Genomic DNA, 17751 nt, shown 5'->3' on the forward strand with positions numbered 1-17751 from the left:
GACCGGCGAGCACTACCGGGGCGACGCGCTCCTGGCTCCGAAGCTCGCTTGCACAGGCGGCTCGGTCAAAAAGCCTGAGCTCGTCTGAGCCGCCGCTTCGGCCTGCAAATTGCGGTGTTTGCGTCCGCTGCCTTCGCCAAGCCCATACGCGTGTGAAGCTTCGGCGGCCCTCGCTGCTCCGTCTCGCTTTGTGCTGCAGCTCACAGCCTCATCGTGGGCTGCGGCTCTGTTCAAGTGCGTCATTTTCGAGCGCCCATGAAAAAGAGCTCCCGAAGGAGCTCTTGTGCTGGGCCGTAGCTGCCAGTCGCTTCAGCGCACGCGGCGGCGGCGGGCGACGAAACCGATCACGCCCAGGCCGGCCAGCAGCATGGCGTAGCTGCCCGGCTCCGGCACGGCCGAGACCAGGGGCGAGTAGCCAATTTCCAGATTGCTCTTCAGGCCCAGGGCCATGAGCTGGCCTTCGAGGTGGCCGCCGCCGGTGCGTTGCTCGCCGCCGTAGACCAGGGCGTAGGGCGCCAGGATGCTGCCGCCGACAAAGCTGCCCACGGTCACATCGGTGGCCTTGCTGAAGTTGAACAGCACATTGCTGTTCAGCGCGTCCAGCTGGGTGGCGGGCTTGCCCCAGGGGTCCAGGCCGCCGATGGCCACATTCTGGGTCAGTTGGCCGCCGGCAAACAGCACGGCATCGCTGCCGGTGTAGTTGATCACCACGGTGGCGCCGGCCTTGATGCCGCTCAGGCTCAGATTGCGGAAGGTGGCGGTGTTGACGTTGAAGACTTCAAAGTCAGCGCCGGTGCCGACGAAGCTGATACCGCTGATTTGGGTCTTGCCGTTGGCGGTGTAGCTGCTGATTTGCGTCTTGCCGGTGGCGCTGAGGCTGCCCAGCTGGGCGGTGGTGTTGCGCAGGGTGGTGGCCGCGGCGTTGAAGTCGATCAGGCCGCTTTGCTGACGCAGGTCCAGCGAGGCGGAAGAGCCGGCCTTGCTGCCGCCGAACACGCCGTAGCTGTTGCCGTACTTGCTCAGGCTTTGGTCCCAGTAAGGCAGGTGAGAACCCTTGGTGGAATCGACGCCGGCCGGCGCATTGCTGTAGATGCGGCCGCCCTGGAGTTTCACATCGCCGCCGACCACCAGGGCCGGGCCCGTCACCGTGGACGGAGTGCGGTAGTTGATGGACAGGCCGTTGGCCGTCAGATTGCCACCGACGGCCATGCGGCCCTCGATGTCATTCGCTTGCTCGACATTGCCAAGGATGAAGGCGCTGAAGCCCTTGGCAGCGCCGAAGTCGATGGTGGGCACGGCGTGCGCAGCGCCGGCACCCAGCAGCGCCAGGGCTGCAGAAACCAGTTGGAGGCCAGTCTTGAGCTGGGTCGTCTTCTTCATGGTCAGTTGCTTCACTCGATTCCCTTGTTTCGGTTGCGCTCTCTCGAAAAGCCTGTGTTTTCGAGCTGAGTAAATTCTAGGAAGCGTTCCCGCCTGCGGGTATCCCCGGACTCAAGTGGTATTTCATTGGTTTGTGCGCTATGCACGGAAGTGCGGCACTTGACACTCCGGCTGACCGTCACAACTCATGTCGCGTCGTCGGCCGCAGCTGCGGAACTGCCGGCCTCCAGCGCACCCAGCGCTCGGCGTAGGCTGCTGGCGCTGGGCGATTCGACGTAGACGCAGCGCTTGCCGTGGCGTTTGCAGTGGTCCTTGACCCGCCAGTAGGCGTCGTGGCTGATGCAGCCGGTCTGGCAGATCACCAGGTCGGCGGCGGCCAGGCTGGCGTCGAGCTTGGCGACGGCGTCTTCTTCGCCGCCGTCATGGTGCAGAAAACGGCCGCCCGTGCCCTCGATCAGCTGGCGGTAGATGGGCACCACGCTCGGCCGGCCGCCGACGCAGAGCACGGCGCGTTCGCCCAGGTCAGGCGATGACGCGGGCTCGGGTGCAGCGTTCGCCACCGGCTCGGCCGGCGCGAGCGTCTGCAGGCGCTGCAGCTCAGCCTGGCTTTCACGCTGGCGCTGCTCGGCCAGGGCGGCGTCCTGGCGGGCGCGCAGCAGGGCGCGTTCCAGATCCTGGATGCGGCTGAGTTGATGACGGATCTGCTCGGCCTGCTCCTGGCGGTGGCGCAGGCCCGGCGCGGCGGCCTCGAGCGCCTGCATGTCGTCGCGCAGGCTGGCGAGCAAGTTGTCGCGGCCCAGCAGCTGGGCGCGCAGCTGCACCAGCTCGGCAGCCTGGCGTTCTTGCGCCGCGGCGCGCTCCTGCAGCACCCGCTGGCTGCGCTGCTGCACGCGCGCCAGCTCGGCGGCCAGCACCGCGTTCTCGTCGGCCAGGGCTTCCAGCCGGCCCAGATCGGCGCGGTTGGCCGCGCCCACCTGGTGCTGCAGCATGTGGATGTCGCGCAGCACCTGTTCCTGCAGGCTGTGCTCGCAGCGCGCGTGCGTCAGGGTGGCCCAAAAGCAGGCGGCGACGTCGAGCGGCGGCTCGCCCTCGCGCAGGGGCTGGCCCTGGGCGGCCGCGGCCCACCAGGCGGCCAGGGCCAGGGTGGTCTTGCAGGTCGCCGCCAGGCGCAGGGTGCGGATGAAGCGCTGATCCAGCTCGCGCTGCAGCAGCTCGGCCACATCGCTGCGCTGGCCGCAGGCGTCGATGGCCAGGCAGTGCAGCTCGTAATCGTTGGCGCGCGGGTTGATGCCGGGCAGGCGCCCCAGGCGGCGCCGCAGCAAGGGCATGGGCAGGCAAACGCCGATCACCGGGCACAAGGCCTGGCTGGGCAGCTCCCAGAGCCGGCGTCGGCGCGAACCCAGGCGGTGCTCCGCCGCCGCGGGTTCTTTCGGCAGCGCCGGCTTGCGGGCCAGTCCACCGAGCAGGGCGGGGGCGGCCGAGCCGGTTTGGGCTTCGCCCTCGATCAGGGCGGTGAAGACATTGGGGCTGTCACACATGCGGGTCTCCTTGTAGGCGAGGTAGGCGATGTAGGCGAGGGACAAGTCGAGGGAAGGAGCAAGGGGGTGGGTGAACTCAAAAGGGGCGGACGCGAAAACGGTCTGAACTTCCGCTGCGCTCAGTGCGGCGACTCGGAGCTTGTCGGGTTGCCGCTGCTGCCGCGCTGCAAGGCAAAGCGCACCGGCACCTCCACCCAGCTGCTCAGTGCCTGCAGCTGCTCCTGCGTGCGCGCCTGGGCCGGCACATAGCGGCAGGCCAGGGCCAGGGCTTGCGCGGCCTGGTCCAGCAGGCGCCAGCCGCTGCCGCGTTGCACGCGCACCTCGGCCGCCCGGCCGTCTTCGGCCACCTGCACGCGCAGCAGCACCTGGCCCTCGATGCCGCGTTCGCGCAGCGCCGCCGGGTAGAGCCGGGCCGCCTGGCGCGCGGCGCAATCGCCATGCTCGGCCGGCAGCTGCGCCGGGCTGCCGATGTCGACCGGATGTGCGGGCATGGGCCGGGCGCTGACAGGGCTGGCTGCCGTTTGCTGGGCCACCGCGGCCAGCAGAGGCAGGTCTGCACGGGCCTTGCTGGCTTCGGCTTCGAGCGTCACAGGGGCACTGACGACAGAGGGTGCCTGTGCCATCGCCTGCAACACGGGCAAGCTCGGGGCGGCAGCCAGGGAAGGCCTCGGCGCCCGCTCAGGTCGTGGCGCAGGAGCGGAATCCTTCGCCTGCGGAATCCTCTGCGGCAGCAGCGACACGGCAACCGTCATCGGCCGTGCAGCAGGCGGGCTGGCCGGCCGCCCGTGCAAGGCCCAGGCCAGGCCCAGCACACCGCTCAGATGGGCCGTCAGCACCAGGCCCAGCACGACCGGGCGGCGCGGTGTGGCGAGGGCAGGTGTCTTGTGCATCGACATGGGCTCCGGGCGCTGGCCGTTGAAGCTTCAGGCCACGCGCCGCGGCGCGGCCGCAGGCGCCAGGCTGGCCACCAGGGCCGAGCCCTCGCCATCGCGCAGCAGACGCAGGCGCACGCCGTAGAGCTGCTCCAGCAAGGGCAGGGCGGCGGGCACGGCGCCGCAGTCGGCCAGCAGGCGGCCGGCTTGCAGCAGCCAGAGGCGCTCGAAGTTCTGCATCGCCAGGTGCAGGTCGTGCAGCACCGCCACCAAGGCATGGCCGCGGGCGGCGGCAAAGCGGCGCCAGCGCTCCATCAGCTCCAGGGCCAGGCCCGGGTCCAGGGCGGCCAGGGGCTCGTCCACCAGCAGCAGGCCGGCCTCGCAGTCCCAGGCCTGGGCGAACACGCGCGCCATCTGCACGCGTGCCTGCTCGCCGCCCGAGAGGCTGTCGAAGCGCCGGCCGGCCAGGTGCCCGGCCTGGGCCTGCAGCAGCGCAGCGGCGACGATCTGCGCCTGTTGCGGGTCGCCATCGCGCGTGGCTTGCGCCACCCGGCCCAGCGACACCACCAGCTCCACCGGCAGGCCAAAGGCCACGCCATGCTGCTGCGGCAGCACCGCGCGCCGCAGGGCCAGCGCCGCAGCCGGCCAGTCCTGCAGCGGCCGGCCGTCCAGGCGCAGCTGGCCGCGCTGCGGGCGCAACTCGCCGGCCATCAGTCGGAGCAGGCTGGATTTGCCAGCGCCGCTGGGGCCGAGGATGGCCACGCGCTCGCCCGCCTGCAGGGTCAGGCTGAAGGGGCCCAGCTCGGGCGCACCGGGCCCCGAGCCCAGGCGCAGGCCCAGCTGGTCCATTTGCAGCAGGCGGCTCATGTGACAGCTCCGTGGCGCAGGGACTGGCGCAGCAGCCACAAGAAACAGGGCGCACCGAGCAGGGCGCTGAAGATGCCGACCGGGATCTCGGCCGGCACGGCCAGGGTGCGGGCCAGGGTGTCGGCCAGCAGCAGCAAGAGGGCGCCGCTCAGCATGGCGCAGGGCATCAAGCGGCGCAGATCGGGCCCGACCAGCTGGCGCGCCAGATGCGGCGCCATCAAGCCGATGAAGCCGATGCTGCCGCAGGCCGACACGGCCAGGGCCGAGAGCAGGGCAATGCCCAGCACGCTGCGCCGCCGCAGGCCCTGCACATCGACGCCGACATGGGCCGCCTGCTCGCGCCCCAGGGCCAGGGCATTCAAGGGCTGGGCCCAGCGCCGGGCCTGCAGCGCCACGGCCAGCAGGGCCACGCCCATCAGCAGCAGCAGCCAGCCATTGGCGCCGGCCAGCGAGCCCAGGCTCCAGAAGCTCAGCGCGCGCAGCTGTTCATCGGTGGCCAGATGGCTGCACAAGCCCACCAGGGCGAAGGCCAGGGCCTGCACCGCCAGGCCGCAAAGCAGCAGGGCTGACACCGAGCCCGGCGCCAGCCAGCGCGCCAGGCGCTCCAGCGCCCAGCACACGCCCAGCGCCCCGGCAAAGCCCGCCACCGGCAGCAGCCAGATCTGCCAGGCCGGCGGCAGCTGGAACTGCAGGCCGGCGAACAGGGTCAGGCACAGGGCCACCGCGGCGGCCGCGCCGGCGCTGATGCCCAGCAGGCCGGGGTCGGCCATGGGGTTGCGAAACAAAGCCTGGCTCAGGCAGCCGGCCAGGCCCAGGGCCGCGCCGACCGCAAGGCTCAAACCCACACGCGGCAGGCGCAGATGCCAAAGCACATGGGCGCCGCCGCTCAGCGGCGCCTCGCCACCCGGCCAGAGCAGCCAGTCGCCCGGCGCGATCTGCACCGCGCCCAGATGCAGGGCCAGGGCGCTGCCCAGCAGCAGGGCCAGGCCCAGCAGCCCGGTGGCCGACAGCTGCGGCCGCAACGGGGTGGCCGTGCTCAGCGAGGGATTCATGCGCCGGCCCCAGCGCGGCCGGGCTCGGGGTAGAGGCCTTGCGCCAAGCGGGCCAGAGCCTGGGGCAGGCGCGGGCCGAAGCCCAGCAGCTCCAGGGCATCCAGCGCAAGCACGCGGCGTTGCTGGCCGGCTGGGGTCTGCGCCAGGCCGGGCAGCTTGAGCAAGGCCTCCAGGCCGCCGGCCGCAGCCAGGCCTTGCTCGGTCAGGAGGATGTGCTCAGGGGCAGCGGCGATCACCGCTTCCGGCGTCAAGGGCTTGTAGCCGCTCACGCCCTGCAAGGCATTGCGTGCGCCGGCATAACTGAGCATGGCATCGGCAGCCGTATCCTGGCCGGCGATGCGCACCTGGCCCATGCCGTGCGAGAGGATGAAGAGCACGCGCGGCGCCAGCCGGCTGCCGCGCGGGCCGGCGCTGCGCTGGGCCACCTGGCGCAGGCTGGCCTGCCAGTCACGTTCCAGGCGCTCGCACAGGGCAGTGGCTTCGCTGCGGCGGTTCAGCAGCTCGCCGAGTCGGCGGGTGCGGGCGATCAGGCCTTCGAAGCGGTGCTCGGCGCGCAGGATCTGCAAGGGCACGCCGGCCGCCTCCAGCTGGCGCAGCACGGCCGGCGGGCCGGCGTCTTCGGTGGCGATGATGAGCTGGGCTTGCAGGGCCAGCAGGCCCTCGGTGGCCAGTGTGCGTGCGTAGCCGACATTGGGCAGGCGTTGGGCTTGCGGCGGGTAGAGCGAGGTGCTGTCCACGCCGACCAGGCTGGCCTCCGCGCCCAGGGCATAGACCAGCTCGGTCAGCGCGCCGCCGATGCTGATCAGGCGCTGCGGGCTGGGCGCAGCGCACAGAGGCGTCGCCCCAGCGGCCATCAACAGGCCCAGGCCTGCCCCGGCGCTGAACTGGCGGCGCTTCACGGGCAGGCCTCCGCAGCGGCGGCCTGACGGTCCGCCAGGCTTTCCAGCAGGGTGCGCCAGTCGCAGCGCTCGGCCTGGCCGGGCTTGCGCTCGCCAAACATCATGGCGATGTTGCGGCCCTGGGCGTCGAAGAGTTCGAGCGAGCAGACCAGGCCGTCCACCGTGGGCTTGCGCACCAGCCAGGCCTGGGCGATGTGGTCTTCGCGCAGGTGCAGATTGAAGCCGGGGTCCAGCACATTGAGCCATGGGCCCATCACCGCCACGCGCTGGATCGGGCCGCTGTGGATCTGGATGGCGCCGGCATTGCCGGTGAACACCATGAGGGGCACGGCCTCCTGCGCCGCCCGGCTCAGCAGTTCCTGGGCCGCGGCCAGGGGCAGGGCCTGGGCAAACTGCGGCTCGGCCAGGCGCAGGGCTTGGGGGCGGCTGAGGCCGAAGCGGCGCAGCAGGGCGAAGAAGTCATGGGTGTCGCGCAGCGAAGCCCAGGCGGCATGGAAACCGGCCAGGTCGATTTCGGCATCGGGCTTCTCCGCGGGTTCGGTGGATGCGGCTTCGACCTGGATGCCGGGCGCCTGGTCTACGTGCGCAAAGCGCTGCACCAGGGCCTCGTAGGCCGCTTGATTGCTCTCCGGGCGCAAGAAGATCTTGTGGATGGCCTGACCGCTGGCGTCGAAGAACTGCAGGCTGCGCTGCTCGGCGCCATCAGCCAGGCGCTCGCTGAGCGCAAAACCATGGGCCCAGGCGCGGTAGAACAGGCGAAGATCGATGGCCCCGCCCAGCACCAGGCCGACGCCCCCTTGCGCGCTGGCGCCGCGGTAGGGCCCGGTTTTCTCGTGCACGCAGGATTCGTTGCGGGTCAGCGCCATCAGCTCGCCCAGGGCCTCGCAGGCTTCGATCAGCTCGGGCCAGAGTGGCTGCAGGCGCTGGGCGCGCAGCGGGGATTCCTCGGCGGTGAAGGCGCCGAGATGGGCGGCGACCAGCTCGCCTTCGCTGATCTGCAGCTTGTGGGCAATGTCGCGGTGGCGGGCAGGCTGGCCGGCGGAGGGGCTGAGGCGGGCGTGGCCAAAGGCCTGGCGCAGGCGGCTGAAGCTGGCTTGCATGGTGAAACTCTCCGGGTGTTGGGTGTGGAAAAGGGCGCGGGCTCAGAACTCGGCGGCCAGTGAGACCTGCAGCTGGCGGCCGGGCGCGGTGTAGGCGTCCAGCTCGGTGGTGGTGGCGGCCAGGCCGCGCACATCGGCCCATCGCCAGTAGCGCTTGTTGCCCACGTTGTTCAGCTGGGCCTGCAGGCGCCAGCCGGGCTGGACACGCCAGCCCAGGCCCAGGTCCAGGACCTGGTAGCGGGGCGTGAGGAACTGGCTGGCGACGCTGCTGTCCTGGGCGCGCTTGGCGGCGGCCAGCTGCCAGTTGGCGCTCCAGCTCCAGTCGCCGCGCTCCCAGCGCGCGCCCAGCTGGGCGCGGTCGGGCTGCACGGTGTCGAGCGGGCTGCGCTCGCCTTTTTGCTCGCTGTGGCCGCGGCTGCGGGCCAGGGCGGCGCTCAGCTCCAGGCCCGGCTGGGCCTGCCAGAACACCCGGGCCTCGACGCCGTGGATGCGCGCCTGGTTCAGATTGATCGACTGAAAGATCAGCGGGTCTTTGGGTTTGCCGCTGCCGCGCACCACCTGCTGGCTGATGAAGTCGCGGTAGCGGTTGCGGTAGGTGCTGAGCTGCCAGCGCAGCTGCTCGGCCACACGGCCGCGCAGGCCCAGCTCCAGGCTTTGTGCGCGTTCGGCTTTCAGGTCGGGGTTGCCGATGCTTTCATAGCCATGCACGGGGTTGGCAAAGCCGTTGTTGACCTGATCGGCCGTGGGTGCGCGAAAGCCCAGCGCCCACTGGGCATAGGGCTGGACCGTTTCGCTGGCGCGCCACACCAGGCCCAGGCGTGGTGTCAGTGCCTGGTCGCTGAGGCTGACCACGGCGCCGCTGTAGCCCGTGCTCTTGGGGCTGAGGCGGTAGCGCTCGTAGCGCAGGCCGGGAATCAGGCTCAAGCTGCCGGTCTCGATCTCGCTTTGCACAAAGGCGCCGATCTGGCTGGCATCGGTGTCGGGGAAGGGCTTGCTCGGGAAGCTCTCGCCGGCCGGCGGCACGGTGCCATCGCGCAGGCCGCTGATGCGGTTGCGGCTGAGGTCGATGCCGTAGCTCAGGCGCTGGCCGCTGAGCTGGGTCTGCGCCTGGCTGCTGAAGCCGATCAGTTCCTCGCGGTAGAAGCCTTCGCGGATACGGTCGGGCGACTGGTGGCGGTCTTCCACGCTGCGCTGGCGGGTCTCGCTGTGCTGCACATAGATCTGGCTGTACAGGGATTGCAGCCATTCGCCGTTCAGGTCGTCGTAGCGGTGTTCCAGCGAGACGCGGCGGCGGTTCAGGCGGTCTTGGGCGTCGAGGTCGATCACGGCCGTGGGCGTCTTGTCGTTGACCACGGGGGCTCGGCCCGACAGCACTTCGGTCTCTTGCTTGCGTTGGCGCAACTCCAGCGTCGCTTGCAGGCGCTGGCTGGGGCTCAGGCGCAGGCCGGTTTTGGCCAGCAGGTTTTCGCTGTGGATGTCGGCCGGGTTGGGCGCGGTGCGCAGGCTGTTGAGGTCTTTACGCTCGCCGCGGTTTTGGGTTTCATGGCCGCGCGTCAGGCTCAGCTGCAGCAGGTGCTGCCATTCGCCCTGTTGGAATGCATAGGCGCCGCTGAGGCGCTGCGAACGGTCCACCGTGGCCAGGCTGCTGCGCAGCAGGCCGGCCTGAGTCTTGCCGTCCTTGAGCAGGTCTTCGGGCGAGAGGCTGCTCAGGCTCAGGGCGCCGGCCAGGCCGTCGCTGCCGAACTGGGCCGAGGCCGGGCCGCGCAGCACCTCGGCGCGGCTCAGCGCATCGAGGTCCACCTGGTCGGCGCGGCCGCTGGCGAATGCGCCGAAGCTGAAGGCCTGGGGCAGGCGGATGCCGTCCACCATCATCAGCACCTGGTTGCCCTCCAGGCCGCGGATGTTCAGGCCCTCGTTGCCGGCGCGGCCGAGCGAGCTGCCAGCGGCGCTGAAGCGGGTGGCGGCGCTGCGCACAGCCAGATCGACCTCGTCGTCAAGCAGGTCCTTGAGGTTGCGCGCCTCACGCTTGAGCAGGGCGGCGCGGTCGATCACGGTGACGGTGTTGGGCACCTTGTCACTGGCCCGCTCGGTGCGGGTGGCGCTGATGGTGATCTCGGGCAGGGCCGTCACGGCGGCGGTTTGCGCCGCCTGGTCGGCCTTCGGCGTGCCGCTCTGGGCCAAGCCGAGCCCTGGCGTTGCCATCAGGGCCACCGCAAGGGCGATGGGTTGCAGCGTGCTTGGGTAATGGCTTACTTCAGCGCCAGAGAAAAATGGGCGCGAGGCAATCGAGGCGGCAGCGTGCGTGCGCAGCATGGTCGTGAGTCCTTGTCTGGAAAAGGGACTGGCACGGGCGGGCTGGCGCGGGGCGAGGCTGGCTGGTGCGAAAAAGAAATGAAAGAAGCGAACGTGTCTGGAAAAGAAACGGCAAAAAGGAAGTCGTTCGGGTGGTCAGGCGGGCCGGTGGAGGGCGGCGTCGGCGCTACTTGGTCAGGATCAGCTTGCCCAGCGAGGTGACGCGCAGCCGGTAGATCTGGCCGGCATGTTCGATCTCGACCTCGCGGCGGTCGGCCAGCAAGGTTTCGCTGCTGAGGCGGCGCGGCGCAGCGCCGGGGCGTGCCGACGACAGGGCTGCCAGCGATGCGGACGATGCAGGCGAAACGGGCGAGGCCGCGGGCGTGGGCCGCGTGGCCGACAGCGCGCCCGGGGCTTCGGTTTCCAGCGCCAGGCTGGCAGCCAGCAGGCTGGCGGGACGGGTGGAAGAGGATGACATGGCTCTCATCTTAAATGAGAACGATTCGTAATTGCAATCTCTTTCGAGCGCAGCCGCGACTGTCCTGTGCGCGTCGCAGTCGGGTGCCGAGATGAGAATGCAAGCTGTTTCGACCGGACGAGCGCGGTCTTGCCTCAGCGTGGAGCGGCTGCACGCACAATGCTCCGTCCGCGTGCGCCTTCGGCCTGCGCGCCACTTGCATGCTTTGTTGAAAGGAAGCCACCATGAAGGGTGATGCCAAGGTCATCGAATACCTGAATGCCCAGCTCAAGAACGAGCTGACCGCCATCAACCAGTATTTCCTGCACTACCGCATGCTCAAGAACTGGGGCCTGGAGCGCCTGGCCAAGCATGAGCACGACGAGTCCATCGAGGAGATGAAGCACGCCGACAAGCTGATCGACCGCATCCTGATGCTGGAAGGCCTGCCCAATCTGCAAGACCTGGGCAAGCTCTACATCGGCGAGAACGCGATCGAGGTGCTGCACTGCGACCTGAAGATCGAGGTCGGCTCGCACCCGCTGCTGAAGGAGGCGATCGCCTACTGCGAAAGCATCCGCGACTACGTCTCGCGCGAGGTGCTGGTCAGCATCCTCGAAGACACCGAAGAGCACATCGACCATCTGGAAACCCAGATCGGTCTGGTCGCCCAACTGGGCGAGCAGAACTGGCTGCAATCGCAGCTGTCCTGATCGCTTCAGAAGCACAGGCCGCCGTCCCGGGAGGGGCGGCGGCCTTTGTACTTTGCGCGGCAAGGCCCTCAGTTTCAGGGGGATGCTTGCGAACATGATTGAGAAGTGTTCGCATTTGCGATAGAGTGGCGACGCCATCTGGCACTTTTCTGCCCACTTCTTCATGCCATGTCGGCTCCGTGCCGGCAGCCGCCCCGCGCCATGATCGTCTGCCTCTGCCACCGTGTTTCCGATCGCGACATCCGCCGCCAGGTGGCCGATGGCGTGCGCAATTTCGAGGTGCTGCAGGACGAAACCCGGGTGGCCGCCGCTTGCGGCAGCTGCCTGGACTGCGCCCGCGAGGTCTTCGATGAAGCTGTGGCCCAACCCGCCTGCGCTGCCCGTTGCGGCGGCGCGCCCTTGCAGATGAGCGCCGGCAGCCAGCCGCTGCGCCGCATGACGGTGCGCCCGGAGCTGCTGCTGCCCTGATGGGCTGATTTGACGCTCGCGTGCGTGCGGCCGCTGCAGCGCTGATTCGCTTTTCTCCCTCCCTTTTTCCCTGAGCCGGCTGGCGTGCAGGCGCCTGTCGCCGGTTTGTCTTGATTCCGTCGAATCACTGACAAGTGCGCGTCATATGGGCTGCCTAGCATGGCCAGCTCATGAGCCCTGCCATTCCCAACGCCTGCGAGCGCCGCCTGCCTGACGCGCTCCTCTCGCGAGCGAGGCAGGGCGCCGTCCTGTGTCTGGCCGGCTTGCTGGCGCTGCTGGCCCTGGCTCTGCGTGGCTCCGGCCGCGAGCCGCTCTGGCTGGCCCAGCTGCAGCCCACGCTGGCGCAGTTCTCGCCCACGCTCTGGTCCTTGCTGAGCGTCGCCGGTCTCGGCTGGGCGGCGCTGGGTTTCGTGTCGGTGCAAAAGCCAGCCCTGGCAGAGCGCCTGTGGCCGACCGGCTTGTTTGCCTTGCTGGTCGGCGGCGTGCTGGCCCAGGTGCTGAAGAAATCGATCAACGCGCCGCGCCCGCCCTCGGTGCTGGGCGCGGGCGAGCTTTGGGTCACCGGCGATCCGCTTTTTTTCAACGCCATGCCCTCGGGACACTCGGCCACCGCAGCGACCTTGGTCTTGCTGATTTGGGCGCTGGCCCGGCCGCCGCGCTGGGGTCAGATCTTGCTGGTCTGGGCAGCGGTGTCGGTCGGCCTTGCGCGCGTCGGCGTCGGCGCGCATTGGGCCAGCGATGTGCTGGCCGGGTGGGCACTGGGCTTGGTGGTGGGTCTGCTGGCGCTGCATGCGGTGCCGCATGCGCCGCGTTGGATGCATGGCGCGCGGGGTGTGCGCTGGCGCGCTGCTGTGGGTTTGCTGAGCGGCTGCGTGCTGGCCCTCATGCCCTGGGGCTACCCTTTGGCGGAAAACGGCCAATGGCTGATGGGCCTGGGGCTGATCGCGGCCGCCGCCTGGCAGCTCTGGCGCCATGGTGAGCTGGCGCGACCGGCCGCCCTGCTGCGCATGGTGCTCGGCCTTTTGCTGCTGCTGGCGCTTCTGGCCTGGGCGGCGCCGCAGGTCGATCTGCAGCAATGGCAGGCCAGCCTGGCGCGCGTGGCAGCCGGCGACTGGTTGCTGGCGAGCCTGGCCCTTTTGCTGAGCTTGGGGTTGCGTGGCTGGCGGGTGCAGCTGGAGTGGCGCGCGCGGCGCGCACGCAGCGAGCTGCCCGCGGTATCGCTGAGTTATGGCGCCAGCCTGCGTTTGCTCTTGCTCCACACCCTGGCGTTGAACTGGGCTCCCTTGCGCAGCGGTGAGCTGGGCTACCTCTGGCTGGCTCAGCGCCAGTACGGCGCCACGGCCTCGGAAGCCCTGGCCAGCCTGGTCTGGCTGCGCCTGCAGGATCTGCTGGTCTTGGGCAGCTTGAGCCTGGCGGCGGTGCTGGCTTGGTGTTTGGGGCAGGGGGCGGGACTGGCCTTGCTGATGAGCGCGCTGTGCTTTCTGGCCGGCTCGGCGCTGCTGCGTGGCGTGTTGGCCCGGTTGCAGCCCTCGACCCAGCCACAAGCCTTGCCCCAGGGGCGGTGGGCGCGCTTGCGCGCGGCCCTGGCCCAGGCGCCATCCCTGGGGGCTCAGCGCCCCATAGCCTTGCTCAGCCTCGCCAACTGGTGGCTCAAGCTGGCGGCGCTGGGCGGCTTGCTGATGGCCTTGCTGGGCGGCTCGCCCTTGCAGGGCTTGCTGGCGGCGATCGGTGGCGAACTGGGCGGCATGTGGCCGATTCAAGCCACCGCGGGCCTGGGCAGTTATGAGGCGGGCGTGGCCGGCGTCGCCGCTTGGCTGGGCGTCGAGATGGCGCTGCCGCTGGTCCTGGCTGCCGCTCTGGCCGTGCACGGCCTGGCCTTGCTGCTCAGCACCGTGGCCGGCCTGCTGGTGCTCTTGTTCTACGGTTTCCCGGCCCGCGCGCCGGCGGTCACTTTGCGAGTCGCATGACGATGAATCCTTCTTCCTCCCTGGTCCTCGACCCGCCCCTGGGTGCGCTGCCGGCTGCCGGTGCTGATGCTGTTGGCGCAGCTGCAGGCAGTCATTCGGCCCACGCGCTCGAGCCGCTGCCAGCGCACCGCCTCAGCGTGGTCGTGCCCATGTACAACGAGCGCGAGAACGCCGCGCCCTTGATCGACGCGGTGCAGGCCGCGCTGGCGGACTATGGCTACCCTTGGGAGCTGCTGGTGGTGGACGATGGCAGCCGCGATGGCACGGCCGCCCTGCTGAGCCAGCATGCCCGGCGCGTCGGCCCGCATATCCGCGTCATCCGCCTGGCACGCAATTTCCGCCAGACCGCGGCCATGCAGGCCGGTATCGATGCGGCCCGTGGCGATGTCATCGTCACCATGGACGGTGACTTGCAAAACGACCCACGCGACATCCCGCGCCTGGTCGAGCGCCTGCTGCGCGAAGACCTGGATCTGGTGGCCGGTTGGCGCCAGCAGCGGCAGGATGGCCTGTGGCTGCGCAAGATTCCTTCGTTGCTGGCCAACCGCCTGATCCGCAAGATCACCGGCCTGCAGTTCCAGGACCTGGGCTGCAGTCTCAAGGCCTTCCGTGCGCCGGTGCTCAAGCAGGTTCGCTTGTACGGGGAGATGCATCGTTTCATCCCGGCCTGGCTGGCCACGGTGACCGCGCCCGAGCGCATGGCCGAGGAGCCGGTGCAGCACCACGCGCGCCTGCGCGGCCAGTCCAAGTACGGCATCTCGCGCTCGTTGCGGGTGGTGGTCGATCTGCTGGCCGTGTTTTTCTTCCTGCGCTTCGGCACCCGGCCGGGGCATTTCTTCGGCGTGCTGGGCTTGGGCGTGATGATGGTGGGCATGGCCCTGCTCAGTTATCTGGGCGTGCTCAAGCTGCTGGGTGAGTCGATCGGCGGCCGGCCCTTGCTGCTGCTGGGCTTCTTCTCGCTGCTGGGCGGCTTGCAGTTCCTGACCACCGGTGTGCTGGCCGAGCTCCTGATGCGGGTGTACTTCGAGGGTCGCCAGGTGCGGCCTTACCAGCGTGCCCTGCACAGCGCCGACGCCGACCCCACGCCCGAGCGCGGCTGGAGCCAGGCCGCGCCATGACGGCACTCGCTCCTCAGCGCTTCAGTCCGCTGGCCTGGGGCGGATGGGCGCTCGTCATGGCGACGCTGTTCCTGCTGCGCCTGGGCGCGGCGCCGCTCTTCGATGTGGACGAAGGTGCGTTTGCCGAGGCCTCGCGCGAGATGCTGGCCAGCGGCGATTGGCTCCACACCACGCTCAACGGCCGCGACCGTTTTGACAAGCCGATCGGCGTCTACTGGCTGCAGGCCGGCAGCCTGGCCTTGTTCGGTGTCAACGAGTTCGCGGCGCGCCTGCCCTCGGCCCTGTGCGGCCTGGGCTGGGTGCTGGCCCTGGCCGGCTTTGCCCGGCCGCGCTTTGGTGACGCCACCGCCATGTTTGCCGCCACGGCCCTGGGCAGCAGCCTGGGCGTGCTCCTGATCGGCCGCGCGGCCACGGCCGATGCGCTGCTCAACCTGCTCTTGGTGCTGACCCTGCTGGACTTGTGGCGGCATCTGGAGTCCTCGGCGGGCCGGCCCTGGGCGCTGCGCCGTGCGGCCTTGTGGGCGGGCCTGGGCGTGCTGACCAAGGGGCCGGTGGCGGTCTTGATTCCCTTCGCCACCTTGTTGCTTTGGCTGTGGCGCCAGCAGGGCTTGCGGGCTTTGCCGCGCAGCCTGTGGCGGACCCTGGCCGAGCCCGGCGCACTGGCCCTGTTCTTCATCGCCTGGGCGCCCTGGTATGCCTATGCCTTGCAACGCCATGGCTGGGCCTTCATCGATGGCTTTTTGCTGCAGCACAACTTGCAGCGTTTCAGCTCACCGCTGGAGGGCCATGGCGGCGGGCCGCTGTACTACCTGCTGATGCTTCCCTTGCTGAGCCTGCCCTGGACGCCGCTGCTGGCTGCGGCCTTGCTGCAGATCCGCCGGCATTGGCAGCAGCCCTTGCCGAGCTTTCTGATCTGCTGGGCTGGCTTTGTGCTGGTGTTCTTTTCGCTTTCGGGCACCAAGCTGCCGCACTACGTGCTGTACGGCCTGACGCCCTGGCTGCTGCTGGGCGCGATGTCCTTGAAGCCGCCCTTGAGCCGCGCCTGGCGCCTGGCACTGGCGGTTTCGGCTGCTGGCCTCGTGCTCCTGCTGGGCGGCTTGATGGCGGCGGCGGCCACGGGCCGCTTGACGGCGGGCAAGACCGGTTTGTATGCGGAACTGATCGCCGCCGCGCCGGCCCTGCCTGGCTTTGCGCCCGCGTTGCTGGCCGTCTTGATGGCGCTGTTGCTGGGCCTTTGGCTCTGGCCATGGCTGAGCCTGCCCAAGGCGGCGCTGGGCACGGCGGTTCTTGCGGGTGGCTTTTTGGTGGCCGTGGTCGTGCCCTGGTGGGGTCAGGTCTTGCAAGGGCCGGTGCGGGCAGCGGCCTTGACGGCCGCGCAGCGAGACGCGAGTCAGCCTGGCCAGATCTGGCTCTGGCGAAGCCAGACCCCGAGCTTTGGGTTTTACCGACAGCAGCCCACGCCTGGCCTGCCCGAGCCACGGCCCGGCGACTGGGTCTTCACCCGCGCCGATGAGTTGAAGAGCGCGCCGCCGGCTGCAGCCTACGACATCATCCGCCCCGGCCCGGGCTATGTGCTGCTGCGTTGGCGGACGGAGGCGCCATGAGCGTCTGGACCAGCCCACGCGCCCGCCATCGTGAGATGCGCGCCTTCCTCATCTGTCTGGTCGCAGCCCTGGCCTTGTTCGCCGCTTGGCCGACGCTGGACCTGAGCCTCAGCCGCAGCTTGTATGCCGGCCAGTTCGTGCACGCGGACAAGGCCTGGGTTCGGGCCATGTACGAGGCCGTGCCCTGGTTGACTCGGGCGCTGGCCGTTTACCTGTTGCTGCGCTTGCTGGCAGGCCGTTGGCGTTTGTCGCGGCCGGTCTGGCGGCGGCTGTGGGTCAGCTTGCTGCTGCTGGTGCTGGTGGTGGGCGCCCTGGTCCACGGGCCGGTCAAGCAATTCTGGTCGCGGCCGCGGCCGGTCCAGGTGCTGGAGTTTGGCGGCAGCGAGGCCTACAGCCCGCCGCTGGCGCCGGCGGGTTTGAACCCTGAACGCAAGCGCTATTCCTTTGTCAGCGGCCATGCCGCCTCCGGCTTTGCCCTGCTGGCGCCGGCCTTGTTCGCAGCGCCCGCGCGGCGGCGCTGGTGGGGGCGGGCGGCGCTGGGCCTGGGGCTGCTGATCGGCCTGGGGCGGATCTTGCAGGGTGGCCATTTCCTCAGCGATGTGCTGTTCGCCGGCCTGCTGGTCTGGGGCTCGGCCCTGTTGATCCGGCAGCTGTGGCTGTTGGGCGGTCTGCGCCGCGTGCGCCCGGCACAGGCACAGGCACGGGCCTGGATTCAGAGTTGGAAGAAGAGAACGGTATGACACGAGTTTCGAAAGGTCTGGCCGCCAGCGTGGCCCTGCTGCTGTGCAGTGCTCATGGCTGGGTTCAGGCAGAAGAAAGAGCCGCGCTCAAATCCATGGCCGTGGGCGGCAGCCTGATGAGCTGGGCCTGGCTGGCTTGGCAGGGTGCGCCGATTGACTCGGCCTTGTGCGCGAAGCAGGGCCCGAGCGGCCTGCGTTTCGAGGCCGCCAAGGACCGCGAGTTGCGCGCCGCCAGCCTGGGCTGGCGCCTGGGCGAATGCACGGCCTGGCGCGCTTCTTCAAGCGCACTCAGTCTGCAGCTGGCACCGCGGCTGCAGCTGGGGGCTTGGCAGGCCGAGCGCGGAGCCGCGGAGCCGCGGCGTTTGCTCGATGCCGCCTTCATCCCGGCCCTGCGCTGGGAACTGGGCTCGCCGGCCGCGGGTCTGCGCCTCGACCTGGAACTGGGCATCGGCGCCGGCCTGATCAGCCACAGCCGTATCGGCGCGCGCCAGAAGAGCACGAACTTCCAGTTCTTCGACGTCATGGGCCTGGGTCTGCGCAGCGCCGATGCGCGCTGGCGCCTGAGCCTGGACTACCGCCACGTCAGCAATGCCGACATCCGCAAGCCCAACCAGGCGGTGGACTTCATCGGCCTGAGTGTGGAAGTCCCCATGCCTTGAGTCGCCGGGGCGGGCCACAATCCGG

General features: G+C 69.7%; 16 protein-coding genes. 7 read left to right on the top strand and 9 right to left on the bottom strand.

Features of this window, described 5'->3' with window-relative positions:
- Positions 1–309: 309 nt before the first annotated feature.
- The 9 genes from C1O66_RS01965 to hemP all read right to left on the bottom strand — a co-directional run bounded on the left by C1O66_RS01965 (position 310) and on the right by hemP (position 10478).
- Positions 310–1380: a choice-of-anchor A family protein gene (locus C1O66_RS01965; RefSeq protein ID WP_133155086.1), complete on the bottom strand. Its 1071-nt coding sequence runs from the start codon at positions 1378–1380 to the stop codon at positions 310–312.
- 185 nt (positions 1381–1565) lie between these two features.
- A complete protein-coding gene (locus C1O66_RS01970) occupies positions 1566–2963 on the bottom strand; it encodes a DUF2325 domain-containing protein (RefSeq protein ID WP_102766307.1) in 1398 nt (465 codons plus the stop codon).
- A 74-nt stretch (positions 2964–3037) separates the two neighbouring features.
- The gene (locus C1O66_RS01975; protein ID WP_165794422.1) at positions 3038–3808 is read right to left on the bottom strand and encodes a TonB family protein; all 771 of its coding nucleotides are present in this window, start codon (positions 3806–3808) and stop codon (positions 3038–3040) included.
- A gap of 33 nt (positions 3809–3841) precedes the next feature.
- On the bottom strand, positions 3842–4657 hold the full coding sequence (locus C1O66_RS01980; RefSeq protein WP_102766309.1) for an ATP-binding cassette domain-containing protein: 816 nt from the start codon (positions 4655–4657) through the stop codon (positions 3842–3844).
- Positions 4654–5709: a FecCD family ABC transporter permease gene (locus C1O66_RS01985; protein ID WP_102766310.1), complete on the bottom strand. Its 1056-nt coding sequence runs from the start codon at positions 5707–5709 to the stop codon at positions 4654–4656. Before C1O66_RS01985 ends, C1O66_RS01980 begins: the two co-directional genes overlap by 4 nt.
- A complete protein-coding gene (locus C1O66_RS01990) occupies positions 5706–6608 on the bottom strand; it encodes a heme/hemin ABC transporter substrate-binding protein (RefSeq protein ID WP_243392668.1) in 903 nt (300 codons plus the stop codon). Before C1O66_RS01990 ends, C1O66_RS01985 begins: the two co-directional genes overlap by 4 nt.
- Positions 6605–7708 (bottom strand): hemin-degrading factor, encoded by a 1104-nt coding sequence (locus C1O66_RS01995; RefSeq protein WP_102766311.1) that lies wholly within the window; start codon positions 7706–7708, stop codon positions 6605–6607. The genes C1O66_RS01990 and C1O66_RS01995 overlap by 4 nt, the downstream gene beginning before the upstream one ends.
- Before the next feature lie 42 nt (positions 7709–7750).
- Positions 7751–10021 carry a TonB-dependent hemoglobin/transferrin/lactoferrin family receptor gene (locus tag C1O66_RS02000; protein WP_102766312.1) on the bottom strand — a complete coding sequence of 757 codons (2271 nt, stop codon included), beginning with the start codon at positions 10019–10021 and terminating at the stop codon, positions 7751–7753.
- Between the two features lie 166 nt (positions 10022–10187).
- Complete coding sequence (gene hemP / locus C1O66_RS02005) at positions 10188–10478, bottom strand: hemin uptake protein HemP (protein WP_102766313.1); 291 nt, start codon at positions 10476–10478, stop codon at positions 10188–10190.
- A 224-nt stretch (positions 10479–10702) separates the two neighbouring features.
- Here hemP and bfr point away from each other — a divergent pair, with 224 nt between their 5' ends.
- The 7 genes from bfr (at position 10703) to C1O66_RS02040 (ending at position 17726) form a co-directional block, all read left to right on the top strand.
- Entirely contained in the window at positions 10703–11170 is a 468-nt protein-coding gene (gene bfr / locus C1O66_RS02010; RefSeq protein WP_102766314.1) for a bacterioferritin, read from the top strand.
- A 201-nt stretch (positions 11171–11371) separates the two neighbouring features.
- The gene (locus C1O66_RS02015; protein ID WP_102766315.1) at positions 11372–11638 is read left to right on the top strand and encodes a (2Fe-2S)-binding protein; all 267 of its coding nucleotides are present in this window, start codon (positions 11372–11374) and stop codon (positions 11636–11638) included.
- Positions 11639–11808: 170 nt separating this feature from the next.
- On the top strand, positions 11809–13605 hold the full coding sequence (locus C1O66_RS02020; RefSeq protein ID WP_102766316.1) for a phosphatase PAP2 family protein: 1797 nt from the start codon (positions 11809–11811) through the stop codon (positions 13603–13605).
- A gap of 2 nt (positions 13606–13607) precedes the next feature.
- A complete protein-coding gene (locus C1O66_RS02025; RefSeq protein ID WP_102766317.1) occupies positions 13608–14723 on the top strand; it encodes a glycosyltransferase family 2 protein in 1116 nt (371 codons plus the stop codon).
- Complete coding sequence (locus C1O66_RS02030; RefSeq protein ID WP_102766318.1) at positions 14720–16327, top strand: ArnT family glycosyltransferase; 1608 nt, start codon at positions 14720–14722, stop codon at positions 16325–16327. Before C1O66_RS02025 ends, C1O66_RS02030 begins: the two co-directional genes overlap by 4 nt.
- Positions 16324–17067: a phosphatase PAP2 family protein gene (locus C1O66_RS02035; RefSeq protein WP_102766319.1), complete on the top strand. Its 744-nt coding sequence runs from the start codon at positions 16324–16326 to the stop codon at positions 17065–17067. The genes C1O66_RS02030 and C1O66_RS02035 overlap by 4 nt, the downstream gene beginning before the upstream one ends.
- Positions 17064–17726, top strand: coding sequence for an acyloxyacyl hydrolase (locus C1O66_RS02040; RefSeq protein ID WP_102766320.1), 663 nt, complete (start codon positions 17064–17066; stop codon positions 17724–17726). The genes C1O66_RS02035 and C1O66_RS02040 overlap by 4 nt, the downstream gene beginning before the upstream one ends.
- Positions 17727–17751: the final 25 nt, after the last annotated feature.

Origin of the sequence: Paucibacter aquatile, assembly GCF_002885975.1 — a bacterium.
In the GTDB taxonomy this organism is placed as follows: Bacteria; Pseudomonadota; Gammaproteobacteria; order Burkholderiales; family Burkholderiaceae_C; genus Paucibacter_A; species Paucibacter_A aquatilis.